The organism is Prosthecobacter sp. (assembly GCF_014879935.1).
Taxonomy (GTDB): domain Bacteria; phylum Verrucomicrobiota; class Verrucomicrobiia; order Verrucomicrobiales; family Verrucomicrobiaceae; genus Prosthecobacter.
The window spans coordinates 1-13,059 of sequence record NZ_JACSRD010000193.1; the positions used below are offsets into that span (position 1 = coordinate 1).

The 13,059-nt window shown below is 61.8% G+C and carries 13 protein-coding genes; 8 read left to right on the forward strand and 5 right to left on the reverse strand.

Annotation, left to right across the window (positions count from 1 at the left end; genetic code table 11):
- Window positions 1-197 precede the first annotated feature (197 nt).
- Complete coding sequence (locus IAE77_RS21135; protein WP_294231085.1) at window positions 198-1,961, forward strand: AAA family ATPase; 1,764 nt, start codon at window positions 198-200, stop codon at window positions 1,959-1,961.
- Between the two features lie 3 nt (window positions 1,962-1,964).
- Here the strand turns inward: IAE77_RS21135 and IAE77_RS21140 are convergent, their stop codons facing one another.
- From IAE77_RS21140 to IAE77_RS21150, 3 genes are read right to left on the reverse strand one after another with little or no spacing between them, the layout of a single operon-like run.
- A complete protein-coding gene (locus IAE77_RS21140) occupies window positions 1,965-2,093 on the reverse strand; it encodes a FeoB-associated Cys-rich membrane protein (RefSeq protein ID WP_294231087.1) in 129 nt (42 codons plus the stop codon).
- Between the two features lie 12 nt (window positions 2,094-2,105).
- A complete protein-coding gene (feoB, locus tag IAE77_RS21145; RefSeq protein ID WP_294231089.1) occupies window positions 2,106-4,181 on the reverse strand; it encodes a ferrous iron transport protein B in 2,076 nt (691 codons plus the stop codon).
- Entirely contained in the window at window positions 4,178-4,408 is a 231-nt protein-coding gene (locus tag IAE77_RS21150) for a FeoA family protein (protein WP_294231091.1), read from the reverse strand. The genes feoB and IAE77_RS21150 overlap by 4 nt, the downstream gene beginning before the upstream one ends.
- Before the next feature lie 191 nt (window positions 4,409-4,599).
- Between IAE77_RS21150 and argH the strand changes: the two genes are divergently transcribed.
- The 3 genes from argH to tatC all read left to right on the forward strand — a co-directional run bounded on the left by argH (window position 4,600) and on the right by tatC (window position 7,887).
- Window positions 4,600-5,967, forward strand: coding sequence for an argininosuccinate lyase (gene argH, locus IAE77_RS21155; protein ID WP_294231093.1), 1,368 nt, complete (start codon window positions 4,600-4,602; stop codon window positions 5,965-5,967).
- A 5-nt stretch (window positions 5,968-5,972) separates the two neighbouring features.
- Window positions 5,973-6,596, forward strand: a complete 624-nt coding sequence (locus IAE77_RS21160) for an NUDIX hydrolase (protein WP_294231095.1) — start codon at window positions 5,973-5,975, stop codon at window positions 6,594-6,596.
- Between the two features lie 148 nt (window positions 6,597-6,744).
- On the forward strand, window positions 6,745-7,887 hold the full coding sequence (gene tatC, locus IAE77_RS21165; RefSeq protein ID WP_294231097.1) for a twin-arginine translocase subunit TatC: 1,143 nt from the start codon (window positions 6,745-6,747) through the stop codon (window positions 7,885-7,887).
- A 159-nt stretch (window positions 7,888-8,046) separates the two neighbouring features.
- Here tatC and IAE77_RS21170 read toward each other — a convergent pair whose 3' ends face one another.
- Complete coding sequence (locus tag IAE77_RS21170; RefSeq protein ID WP_294231099.1) at window positions 8,047-9,294, reverse strand: hypothetical protein; 1,248 nt, start codon at window positions 9,292-9,294, stop codon at window positions 8,047-8,049.
- A 138-nt stretch (window positions 9,295-9,432) separates the two neighbouring features.
- Here IAE77_RS21170 and IAE77_RS21175 point away from each other — a divergent pair, with 138 nt between their 5' ends.
- The 3 genes from IAE77_RS21175 to IAE77_RS21185 all read left to right on the forward strand — a co-directional run bounded on the left by IAE77_RS21175 (window position 9,433) and on the right by IAE77_RS21185 (window position 12,526).
- Window positions 9,433-10,155, forward strand: coding sequence for an isoprenyl transferase (locus IAE77_RS21175; protein WP_294231101.1), 723 nt, complete (start codon window positions 9,433-9,435; stop codon window positions 10,153-10,155).
- Window positions 10,156-10,218: 63 nt separating this feature from the next.
- Window positions 10,219-11,649: a sigma-54 dependent transcriptional regulator gene (locus tag IAE77_RS21180; protein WP_294231103.1), complete on the forward strand. Its 1,431-nt coding sequence runs from the start codon at window positions 10,219-10,221 to the stop codon at window positions 11,647-11,649.
- Between the two features lie 172 nt (window positions 11,650-11,821).
- Window positions 11,822-12,526, forward strand: a complete 705-nt coding sequence (locus tag IAE77_RS21185; protein ID WP_294231105.1) for a DUF1080 domain-containing protein — start codon at window positions 11,822-11,824, stop codon at window positions 12,524-12,526.
- A 66-nt stretch (window positions 12,527-12,592) separates the two neighbouring features.
- Here IAE77_RS21185 and IAE77_RS30945 read toward each other — a convergent pair whose 3' ends face one another.
- Window positions 12,593-12,721, reverse strand: a complete 129-nt coding sequence (locus tag IAE77_RS30945) for an AraC family transcriptional regulator (protein ID WP_345781001.1) — start codon at window positions 12,719-12,721, stop codon at window positions 12,593-12,595.
- Between the two features lie 64 nt (window positions 12,722-12,785).
- Between IAE77_RS30945 and IAE77_RS30950 the strand changes: the two genes are divergently transcribed.
- Window positions 12,786-12,920: a hypothetical protein gene (locus IAE77_RS30950; protein ID WP_345781002.1), complete on the forward strand. Its 135-nt coding sequence runs from the start codon at window positions 12,786-12,788 to the stop codon at window positions 12,918-12,920.
- The last annotated feature ends 139 nt before the right edge of the window (window positions 12,921-13,059 follow it).

Sequence of the window (13,059 nt, forward strand, 5' to 3'; positions counted from 1 at the left end):
CACCCGCATCCTCTCCCGGCCTTCAAAGGCCGGGCTACGAGACGGCTGCCGCTCTGCGGCAGAGGTTTTCAAACACGGGCCAGGCGAGGAAGCGAGGTCAAACCGTCAACACCCCGGCGAAACCGGCCTCGCAGCCATCCGGAACCACCGCACAATCCCCTTGCGCCTCGGCTGCCGCCGAATGACCTCCGTGCGGCATGAAGCTGACCCACCTAGGCATCAGTCACTTTCGCAGCATCGGCGAAACCCCGGTCATGATCGACCTCACCAAAAAGATCACCGTCCTCGTCGGCCAGAACGACTGCGGGAAGTCGAATGTGCTGAGAGGGATTTCGTCAGCCGCCTCCATTTCAAGATCCAAAACGCGTCCCAAAGAAATCGACTTCCATCAGCGATCACCCGAGAACCATCCACAAATCCACCTCCGGGCCGAAGACTTGGAGGTTAAGGGGAGAAAAATCGCCGACTTTGAAACTGCGACTCTCAAAGGAAACCTGACCTCGCGATTCGAAAACGCTCAATGGCATGAAATCGCCAATGCGAGTCCCACTCAACTGGTCGAACTGTTGGGTGCTCTCAAGATCGATTGGCCGGTCACATCAGGGCCAAACGAAGACGGGACTGGCGTCGAGGTTGAATGCGAAACCGAGTCGGGCAGGATCGAAAAGTTTATCCTGCCACCGACCACAAAGAGCCATATCGCCGAGTGGATGATGTTTTTTTTAACACGTGACGCCGTCCCCCCATATCGGCCAATACCCGAGTCGAGGCGCATTCAAGAGGGGGAAGAATATTCGGTTGATGGAAAAGGCGTGATCAAGCTTTTGGCCAAATGGCAAAATCCCGACGACGGCGAGTTCCATCTTCGCAATAGGTTTGACCGCATCCAAACACTGATCCGGCAGTTGCTAGACCGCGAAACCCTCCAATTAGACGTTCCCCGAGGTGAAAAGAAGGTAGTTATTCATGAGGGCAACAGACACCTGCCCATCGAATCTCACGGCACCGGTATTCACCAGCTTCTTGTTCTAGCCATAGCAGCGCTCTCTGAACAAGACGCCCTCTTCGGCATCGAGGAGCCGGAGATTCATCTGCATCCGGTGTTGCAGCGGCGCTTTTTGAAGTTCCTGCGCGAGGAGACGGGCGACAACCGCTACATCATCACCACGCATTCACAGACCATGATCGCGCCGGCGGAGGATGTGGATGTGATCCATCTGAAGATGGTGGACGGAGTCACGATCCCGACGCGCATCACCACCGACAAGCATACGCTGGAGGCGCTGGATGACCTCGGCATGCGGGCGAGCGACCTGCTGCAGGCGAACGCGGTGATCTGGGTCGAGGGTCCGAGCGACCGGCTTTACCTGAAACGCTGGATGGAGCTGGTGAATCAGCAGCTCGGCGGCCCGGAACTGATCGAGGGCATCGACTACGCGATCATGTTCTACGGCGGCCGGTTGCTTTCGCATCTGAAGCTGGAACGCGATGGCGAGCCGGACGACGGCTTCATCCAACTGCTGCGCATCAACCAGCGCTCCGCCATCGTGATGGACAGCGACCGCAAGAAGGGCCTGAACGATCCGCTGAACGCGACGAAACAACGCGTCATCGCCGAATGCGAGGCGAACGGCCTGCACGCGTGGGTGACGGATGGACGTGAGATCGAAAACTACCTCACGCAGCGCACGGTGGAGGCGGCGGTGGCCGAGGCAGGGCTCAGGAAAGACGGCCAGTTCGAGATCCGGGCCATCGGCAGCTTCAGCGACTCATTTGAGCGTGTGGTGGGCCCGACAGCGCCCGCCTGGTGCGACTACGCCGCCAACAAAGTGCCCTGGGCACATCGTTTTGTGAAGCACATCGAAGCTCAGGACATCAGCACCAGCCTGAAAACGAAGGTGGAAAGCCTCATCGACTTCATCCGCCACCGACCTGCCGCTTCGTCGGCACCAGCCGCCTGAGAATCACTTCCCACAGCCGCAACCGCCACCACAGCCGGGCTTTTTCCGGCGTTTCGCGGCACGCGCGACAAACAGCGCCACGGTGACGATGATGACCGCGATGGCGGCGAGGGATTGCCAGTTTTCGTTCATGGTGCGTTGTGATCAATACCCCATCGCGGTGCCGACTTGGAAGATCAGCAGGCTGAGCAGGTAGGCGGTGCCGGTCATGTAGCCCAATTGAATCAACGCCCACTTCCACGAGCCGGTTTCACGTTTCACGATGGCGATGGTGCTGACGCACTGCATGGCGAAGACGTAGAAGACGAGCAGGCTGAGGCAGACGAGCGGGGAATAGACGGGTTTGCCATCGGCACGACGTTCGGAGGCGAGCTTTTCACGCAGCGGGTCGAGGTTCTCGTCATCCTCGCTCTCCACGGCATAGACGACGCCCATGGTGGTGTTGAAGACCTCGCGCGCGGCGAAGCTGCCGATGAGGCCGATGCCGATCTTCCAGTCATAGCCGAGCGGCTTGATCGCAGGCTCGATCAAATGACCGGCCTGCCCGGCGAAGCTGTTGGCGAGCTGGAGTGACTTGTCCTCCGTGTCGGTTTTCGGATAGGTCGAGGCGGCCCAGATGAGGATGGAGATGCCGAGGATGATGCTGCCGGCGCGGACAAGGAAGGCCTTCGCCCGCTGCCAGACGAGCAGCAGGATGGAGCGCAGCGCCGGGCGCTTGTAGGGCGGCATTTCCAGGATCATCGGGCTGCTGTCGCCCTTCATGATGCCTTTGCTGAAGATCCAGGCGAAGACGAACGCCCCGCCGGTGCCCAGCGCATACAGGCCCATCATCAGCAGCCCCTGCGTGAGCGGCTGTGAGGGGAACAGCAGACCGATGAGCAGGGTGTAAACCGGCAGACGCGCCGAACATGAGGCGAGCGGCGCGATGAGGATGGTGACGAGGCGGTCCTTCGGGCTGTCGATGGTGCGCGCGGCCATGACACCGGGCACGGCACAGGCGTACGAGCTGAGGAAAGGCAGGAACGACTTCCCATTCAGCCCCACCTTGCTCATGAGCCAGTCCATGATGAAGGCGAGACGGGCCATGTAGCCCGTGTCCTCCATGAGGCCGATGAAGAAGAACAGGATGACGATCTGCGGCAGGAAGATGACCACGCCGCCGACGCCGGAGACGACGCCATTGACCATGAGATCCCGCAAATCACCGGGCGGCATCTGCGACTCCACCCACGCGCCGATCTGACCGAACAGGCCGTCGATCCACTCCATGGGCACCGAGGCGACGCTGAAGATGAGGTAGCCCAGCAGCACGAACACGAAGGCCAGGTTCACAAAGCCCAGCACGGGATGCAGGAAGATGCGGTCGAGCTTGGTGGTGATGGTCTCGATCTCCTGATCCGGCCGACGCAGGACCTCGGCGCAGAGTTTTTCGATGCTCTGATAGCGCTCGGCGACGAGATCGTCCTCCCAGCCGGGAAAGGCCTGGTCGATGCTCTTTCGCAGCTCATGCACGCGCCCCATCTGCGAATCGGCGATGCCGTAGTGCGTGGGATCGTGGTCGGAGAGCAGGTAGAGCGGCTCCAGCAGCGATGCCTTCGCATGGATCGCACCCGTTTCACACAGCGGCCCCCGGCTTTGCTCCAAAGCGGCACGCACGCCTTCGGGAATGACCGCGCTCTGCCATTTCGTGGCGGGAAGGTCATCGCGGCTGAGCGCGAGCTTCAGCTCGATCATCCCCTGCCCTGTCACCGCCTGCGTTTTGATGACGGGAATGCCGAGAATCTCGCCCAGCTTCGCCGCATCAATGCGCCACTGCCGTTGCTCGGCCACATCGACCATGTTCAGCACCAGAATCGTCGGCAGGCCGAGTTCGAGCACCTGGGAGACGAGGTAGAGATTCCGCTCGATGTTGGCGGAATCGATCACGCACACCACGCGGTCCGGCCGCGGCGTCTCAGGGCGCCTGCCCAGCAGCACATCCCGCAGCACCGCCTCGTCCGGCGAACGCGCATTCAGGCTGTAAGCCCCGGGCAGATCGATGAGGCGCAGCTTCTTGCCATGCTGGCTGTAGCACTCGCCGATCTTCTTTTCGACGGTGACACCGGGGTAGTTCGCGACCTTTTGCTTCAGGCCCGTGAGCAGGTTGAAAAGCGTGGTCTTGCCCGAGTTCGGGTTCCCCACGATGGCGATGAGCGGTGTCTCGCTGGAAACGGTGCTCATGCCGGGGAGATGCCAATGAAGGCCGCCTCGTGATTGCGCATCGAGAGCTGGGAACCACGCACGCTGATCTCAATCGGCTCGCCCAACGGGGCCCGGCGGGTCACACGGACGCGGGTGCCGGGGACGATGCCCATTTCCCGCAGTCGGGTGAGGCAGGACCGGCCGGTAGGCATGGCCAGCACGATGGCATCAGTGCCGATGGGAAGTTCAGCAAGGGTGGAAGGCATGGTTGGGAAACGCTTTGCAAATGAGACTCTGTCGCAGACTTGCGCCCGAGAATAACAATTCCCCCGCCAATGGCAAATGCGGACTTGCAGCGGATTTTGCGGTCCCCGCAGGAACCCGGAGGTTCAGCCCCCTGCGCCAGAGCGGTTGCGCCCGTCGTGAAAGCCGCTAGTCTCCGCGCCCCTCGAATTTTATGTGGAAAGGTCGATTTGCCCAGGAAACCAGCGCTCTGGTGCAGCGCTATGGAGAGTCCGTGTCGTTTGACTGGCGGCTCTACCCGCACGACATCGCCGGATCGATCGCGCACTCGAAAGGCCTGCTGAAGGCGGGCATTTTGACCGCCGGGGAGCAGCAGCAGATCGAAGCCGGGCTGCTGGAGATCCGCCACGAGATCGAAAAGGGGCAGTTTGAGTTCAAGGAGTCCCTGGAGGACGTGCACATGAACATCGAGGCCGAGCTGACACGGCGCATCGGCCCGGCGGGCGCGAAACTGCACACCGCCCGCAGCCGGAACGACCAGGTGGCCACGGATGTGCGTCTGTACTGCCGGGCTAACATCGATACCGTGCTTAAACACGTCCGCGCCATGCAGGCGGCGCTGGTGGAGTGCGCCGAGCGTGGTGGCGACACCGTGATGCCGGGCTACACCCACCTGCAACGCGGCCAGCCGGTGCTGTTCGCCCATCACCTGCTGGCCTACGTCGAGATGCTGGACCGCGACGCGGCCCGTCTCGCCGATTGCCGGAAGCGCGTGAATGTGATGCCGCTCGGTTCGGGGGCGCTCGCTGGCAGCACGATCATCCTGGACCGCGAATACGTGGCACAGGAGCTGGGGTTCGATGGCGTGACGCAGAACTCGATGGATGCCGTCAGCGACCGCGACTTCGTGGCGGAGCTGCTTTTCGACCTGTCGCTGCTCGGGGTGCATCTTTCGCGCCTGAGCGAGGATGTGATCCTCTGGGCCAGCGCGGAGTTCGGGTTTGTGACCTTGAGCGATGCACACACGACGGGCTCGTCTTTGATGCCGCAGAAGAAAAACCCCGACGTGGCGGAGCTCACTCGCGGCAAGTCAGCGCGCTTGATCGGGAACCTGATGAGCATCCTCACGCTCATCAAAGGCCTGCCGATGACCTACAACCGCGACCTGCAGGAGGACAAGGAGCCGCTGTTCGACTCCATCGACACCGTGGTGCTCGCTTTGGAAGTCTTCACCGAGATGATCAGCGGCATGGACGTGAACGCGGCCAGAACCACCGCCGCGGCGGGCGATCCGATGCTGCTGGCGACCGATCTGGCCGACTACCTGGTCAATCACGGCGTGCCGTTCCGGCAGGCGCATGAAGTCATCGGCAAACTCGTGGCCTACTCGATCCAGGAGAAGCGTGGCTTTGGCGACATGGAGCTGGCGGAGTTCCAGCGCTTCTCGCCGGTGTTCCAGGCGGATGTGGCGGCTTGTTTGAACCTCGAAACCGCCATGCACGCCCGCAAAGGCATCGGTGCACCGTCACCGGACAATGTGAAGGCGCAACTGGCCCGCTGGCGCAAGGCTTTGACCGCATGACCGGCATGCAGATCCCGGATTTCGAGCTTTACACCCCCGGTTTGGAGGCCGGCTGGCGCAAGACGCGCAGCGAGATGGCCCTGGACAATCCACACGTGAAGGTCGAGCGCGCCCACTTCATCACGCCGAACCGCAGTGCGGAGGTGCCCTGGATGGTGGTGCAGCGGAAGGCCGCCGTGGCCGTGGCCCCGGTGCTGGAGGACGGACGTTTCGTCATGGTACATCAGGAGCGCCTGCCGGTGATGCAGACGATGTGGGAATTCCCCGCCGGGCAGATCGACACCGAGGTGACCCGGGAGTCGATCATCCACACGGTGGTCAATGAACTGCGGGAGGAGTGCGGCTGCGTCATCGACCCGGACGGCGGCACGCTGCAGCCACTGGGCTGGTATTTTCCCTCGCAAGGTTTCACCGACGAGATCGTTTATCTTTTCACGGCGAAGCCCGTGTGTGTCGTCAGCCGTCCCCAGCCGGATGGAAGCGAGCACATCAGCGACGTGCGGTTTGTCAGCGCGGGAGAACTGCGTGGGATGATTGCTGCCAATGCGATCACCAACGCCCTGACGCTGGCTCTCTACGCGCGGATCGCGGCCCAAGGACTTGCCGCCGCAGGCGGAATGGCCGAATGACGAATCCCGAATGACGAACGCATGCCCATGCACCACGACCGCAATTGATCCGCGAATAACGGATTTTCCGGCCCATTCGTCATTCCACATTCGTCATTCGTCATTTTCTGCCGCCTGATCCTCCTCCACCCCCCATCTCCCCTCCCCCATGTGGTCCGGCATTCTTCAAAAAGTCTTCAAAGTCCGCGATAAGGTCGCGCTGAACCTCAGCGGCAACACAGACGAGGAAAAACCCTTCCTCGAACACCTCGAGGACCTGCGCACGATGATCGTGCGCATCGTCATGACTCTGGTCATCTCGACAATTGGCACCTTCATCTTCTACAAGGAGCTGTTCCGTGCGATCCAGTTTCCGCTGATCTTCGCCGGCCTGGCAAAGGACGAGGCCGGAGCCAGTCTGCTATTACAGAACATCGATGTCGCAGGTCCGTTTATGATGGCGATCAATGTCTCGCTCATCTCGGCGGTGATCATCTCGTTCCCAGTCCTGCTGGTGTTTTTGCTGCAGTTCATCCTTCCAGGATTGAAGCCCAACGAAAAGAAGCTGCTGTTCCCAGGCATCGCGATTGGAACCGGCCTGTTCCTGGCAGGAGCGGCCTTTGCCTACTGGGTCGTTTTGCCGAAGGCGCTTTCATTCTTTGACGAGTTCGCCAAATCGGTGGGTTCACGTCAGGACTGGACGCTGTCTAATTACGTCACGTTCTCCACACGCTTCATCCTCGTGTTCGGCATTTCCTTCGAACTGCCCGTGATCGTGATGGCCCTGGTGAAGCTGGACTTCCTGAACTTCAAGATCATGAAGTCCACCTGGAGGCATGCCTTGGTGGGCATCACTCTCTTCGCCGCCATCATCACGCCGACGCCGGACGTGCTGACTTTGATGCTGATGTCGGGCCCTCTTTACTTCCTGTATGCCATCTGTGTGTGGCTGGCCTATTTCATGGAGAAGAAGGATCGTGCGGCCTACCCTGAATACTACGCCCAGATCGAAAAGGACGAGAAGGAGCTCGAACAGGGCGGTGGAACCGACGACTGGGACAACGAGAACTACAATCCGTGGTCATCCACCGATGACGATGAGGACAAGGAAGATTACCAGTCGCCGGCCGCCAAGCCTTCCGCTCCTCCGGCGGAGGTGGAAAAGCCCGCGACGGAGTACGATGAGTACCAGGGCGAGGATCAAAGCTCCCAGGTGCCAGACGAAGAACCCGCTGCATCCCCCTCCCAGGAGAAGACGCTCGAAGAATTGTCTCGCGAGGACGAAAAGCGGTCGAACGGGACGCAGGATTGAACTCGGCCCGCCCCGGGGCTGATTGAAGGCTCCGCTCGAGACTGAGACAGGCGCAAGGGCCTGTCTCAGAAGTTGCCGGGCCTTCTGCGAACTGCCGCCGAATGCTCCATTTCCTCACAGCGGGTTGTCCGGAGGTCGTGCGGTAAAATCCGCCGCGAATCAACGCTCCGGAGCCCCTTCGCAATCCACGACGAGCATGCAGGAGGCCTCGGATTTGATGTCCAGATGCCGCACCAGCAGCCGGGACACATAGACCTTCCCCCACTCCGATTCACGGTCCAAAAAACGGCCCAGTGGTGTGTCGCGTTCGACGCAGGCGACGAAATGCGGATCACTCGTGGCGGAGGTCTGCGCGTCGAAGGTGAGGTATTTGGCCCTCATGTCCGCAGGAATGTCCAGCCCGTGACTGGGCCGCATCGCCACATGAAACCAGGCCGCCACATCTCCGCCCTGCTTCAAAAAAGCGCCCAACATGCCGTGGTGCGTCTCGATCAGCAGCGGCCAGTGGATGCGCCGCTTCCCATCAACGCCCATCACCAGACGGACGAGGGCGCCATTCGGGCAGCGGGATGTCGCCAGCTTGAACAGCGGCGCCGGTTCGCCTCCGGGCAGGGTCAGCGGAATGCCCGGAATGCGCGCGAGCATCCGCAGCTCGATCTTGGCCTGCGCTGCGGGACCGAGGGTCGCCTCGATTTCCGCCGCGTGTTTGGCCGCGTCATGAATGCAGGCCGCACGACGTTCCGGCGTGTCAGCGGCGAAAAGCTCGGTGACCAGCGCTTTCGCATCCGCGGCAATGGCGTCCATGTCCGGTGGCGGAAATTTCGGGGCGGCATCTGCGGCTTTCGGGAGCGGAGGAGCGGCCCGGATTTCCACCACGGACGGCTGTGGCACGGCCGCCGTGGTCTGACGCGCCAGAACCGCCCCAGGTGCGTTCGCATGGTCCCACCACACCCACACCGCGGCTCCGCAGACAACGCAAAACGCCAGCATGATGAACGCGTGACGCCAGCCTGAACCTCCTGAAGGCTGCGGAATGGTGAAATCGCCCGGTGGCGGCGGTTCTCCCACCGGCATGAGCGCCTGGGAAGGCTGCAAAGTCGCCCGTGCGACCGATGGCGGCGGCATGGCGGCAGCCACCTGGGGCACACCCGGCCATACGGTCGGCTGCGCAGGCTGCATCGCCATCGGCGGCGGAACTGCCTGGCCGGGAACCGGGAAATCCGCAGCCTGCTGCGATTGCGCCACACGCCGCCGCACCGGCATCAGGCCCGCTGTTTGTCCATGCGTGCCAAACTGGGAGCGCGGACCGCTGTGCGCACAATGCGGGCACTGCGCCACACCCTCCATCGCATGCTGCATGGAGAGAAACGCCTGCCCGCAGGCCGGACAGATCAGGCTGGCGGTCATGCCGTGGCTCATCTGGCGGAAACCTAACGCCGGAGCGGAGCTTCACGCGAGAGGATTGTTGCCCGCATCGCCAGTGGTGACAGCACCGCGAAGATTTCTGGCGCGGATCGCGTGGCTCGCGTAGATTCCGCCTCCCGCATGTCCCGACCCGATGATGACCTGAAGCCCGTCCCCCGCCATATCGCCATGATCATGGATGGGAACGGCCGTTGGGCCAAGGAACGCGGCCTGCCCCGGACCGAGGGGCACCGTGCGGGCGCAGAAACCGTCCGCCGGGTCGTCGAAGGCTGCGGTGAGATCGGCGTGGAGTTCCTCACGCTGTACGCTTTTTCCTCCGAGAACTGGAAACGGCCGAAACGGGAGGTCGAGGCGCTCATGAAGCTGCTGGAGATCTTTCTGCGCGGCGAACTGGAGCTGATGATGCGGCAAAATGTCCGCCTGCAGGCCATCGGCCGCCTGCACGACCTTCCCCAGTCCTGCCAGGAGGAGCTGCATCGCTGCATCGAGACGACCGCCCAGAATTCCGGCCTCACGCTCGTCCTCGCCCTCAGCTACGGCGGGCGGGAGGAGATCGTGGATGGCGTGAAAAGCCTGCTGCAAAGCGTGAAGAGCGGCCACCTCGACGAGGCGATGATTGATGGCGAGGTCTTCAGCAAGCATCTCTACACGCGCTATTATCCAGACCCGGACCTGATGATCCGCACCAGCGGGGAGATGCGCCTCTCGAACTTCCTCCTTTGGCAGCTTAGCTACACCGAATTCTACGTTACCGAAAAATACTGGCCGGATTTCTCCAAAGAGGATCTCAAGACAGCGATCCGCGCCTTCCACCAGCGCCACCGCCGTTTTGGAGCTGTTTGACGAAAGTTTTGACGTCCCGGAAAATTGCTGCGATAAGCCCCCCTCATTAACCCAACGCCCAAGATGCCAGAAGTTCCGGACAGCCACCTCGTCATCGTGGATCCAGATGCCGATTTTCTAGCATGGGCCGCAGCACATCTGAAAGCGCCTGGCGTCACGATCAACACCTTCGAACGCGCGGAGGAAGCCCTCGCGGCCTATCAGAAGAAGCGTGCCGATCTCGTCCTGACCGAGGTGCGCCTCAATGGCACGACGGGCATCGAGCTGCTCAAACGCCTCCGCCAGACCGATCCGCAGGCCATGGTGATCCTTTTCAGCGGCACCGCCACCACCAGCCACGTCATCGAAGCCATGCGCCTCGGTGCCTATGACGTGCTGGGCAAGGAACGCCTGCCTTACGAGCTGCGCAGCGTCGTCGAAAGCGCCCTCTCCGCCATCGATGCCCGCCGCATCACCCGTTCCCAGACCGCCGAGGTGCCCACGGAGACCATCCAGGAGACCATCATCGGCCGTTCCGCTGCCATGCAGGACGTTTTCAAGCTCATCGGCCGTGTCTCACGCTCCGACGCCCCGGTCATGATCACGGGCGAAAGCGGCTGCGGCAAGGAACTCGTCGCCGGAGCCATCCACAAATTCAGCCCGCGTGCGCAGAAGGAATTCGTGGCCATCAACATCACGGCGATCCCCGACAACCTGCTCGAAAGCGAGATCTTCGGCCACGAAAAGGGCTCCTTCACCGGTGCCGTGAACCAGCGCGTCGGTCGCTTCGAGCAGTGCGATGGCGGCACCCTTTTCCTCGATGAAATCGGTGACATGCCGCTGGCCGTGCAGAGCAAGCTGCTCCGCGTTCTTCAGGAAGGCCAGTACAGCCGCGTGGGCAGCAACCAGACACTGAAAACCGATGTCCGGGTGCTCGCCGCCACCAACAAGAACCTCGAAGACGAGGTCGCGAAGGGCAATTTCCGCGAGGATCTGTTCTACCGCCTCAACGTGGTCCGCATCCACATCCCGCCGCTGCGTGAACGCCGCGAAGACGTGCGGCTGCTGGCCGAGTTCTTCCTTCACCGCCTCTCCACCCGCCGCCGCGGCCCGCAGATGCGCTTCACCGATGACGCGCTCGACATCCTGGAAGCCTACGACTGGCCCGGAAACGTGCGCGAGCTGGAAAACACCATCCAGCGCGCCTGCGCCCTGTGCAATTCGGACGTCCTGCTGCCCTCCGACATCCCGCTCGGCAGCAAAGGCTCGCGTTATCATTCGTCCACCACCACCGTCACCCGCATGCGCGATGCCCTCACCATGCTGGTCAACATGGCGGAGAAGTCGCCGGACATCGAATTGCTGCCGTGGATCGAGCGCGAGCTCTCCCGCATGGCCTACCGTCACTTTGACGAGGACGCCGACCGCACCGCCAAATTCCTCGGCGTGAACAACGCCGCGCTGCAGGGCCATTTGAACACCCCCGCCGTCAAAAAGGCAAAGAAAGTCAGTTGACCCGCCATTCTCGGACCGACAGGCAGAGACCCGAGCCAGCAGCCCTTTTTTCTGTCCCCTTTGTCTCTGACAGTCTCTGCGTCTGGTGATGACGAGTGTGAGGGAAGTTCCGGCCAAGCCCCTCCGCAAGGCGCTGGACAGTCCGGGAGCCGCGCTGTAAATCAGCCGCCCTATGTTCAAACTCACAACCCTTTCCGCGCTCGCGGGACTGATGTTGTCCGCCGCCACCTTCGCCGCGGACGAAAAAGACGGCTGGATCTCCCTGTTCAATGGCAAGGACCTCTCCGGCTGGAAATCCAACGAGGAAGTGCCCGGAGTCTTCACCGTCGAAAACGGCGAGCTGAAAGTCAGCGGCGGCCGCGCCCACCTTTTCTATGTCGGCCCGAACGGCGAAGCCAAATTCCAGAGCTTCGAGCTCAAGATGAAGGTGAAGACCACTCCCGGCTCGAACAGCGGCGTGTACATTCACACCAAGTATCAGGACAAAGGCTGGCCGGACGCCGGTTACGAATGCCAGGTCAACAGCACCCACACCGACCCGAAAAAAACCGGCAGCCTTTACGGCGTGATCAACATCCTGGCCCTCCTCGAAGGCCAGAAGGAGCCTGAAGGCGGCAAGCACATCAAAGTGCCGCTCGCCCCCAGCAAGGACGACGAATGGTTCGACTACGACATCAAGGTCGAGGGCAAGCACATCACGCTCAAGGTCAATGGCGAAGTCACCGTCGATTTCATCGAACCAGACGGTTGGGATCCGGCCAAGGAGCTCAAGAACATGCCCGGCCGCAAGCTCAGCGAAGGCACCATCGCCATCCAGGGCCACGACCCGAAGAGTGTCGTCTATTACAAGGACCTCTTCATCAAGCCGATGCCGTGATTTAGCGTATCACGACCTTTGGAACTTCAGCGGACGCCCAGATCGGGCGTCCGCTTTTTTGTCCCTTCATGGCTGGGTGTAGCCTTGATGCCGCCGCCTGAACTCCTTCGGCGTCATGCCGGTGCGTTTGCGGAATTGCTGGGTGAAGGCGCTTTGATCGCAGAAGGCCGAGCTCGCCATGGCGGAGTTGATCATCAGGCGCGGTGATGAGGGCTGAGAAGGTGGATGCGAGCTGGAGGTCGCCAGAAGCCTTCACGAAGTGCGGGATGACCTCATCGAGCCCGCCGGTGAAGGCGGGGCCAGCGGCGTCTTCGGTGAGCTGTGCCTCGACGCGGAGCACGAGGCTGGAGAGGGGCACCATGCTCTCGGCGAGCGCGGCGATGAAGTCGGGTGATGGCTTGCCCCAGTTTAATGGCTCCGGGATGACGATGACGGCGTTTTCCGCGTCGCGCAGGCCTTTGAGGATCATCTGCCAGTCGATGGGTTGCGCAGGCCAGCCGGCGTATTCGTCACGCTCGGCGGGATCAAGGCGG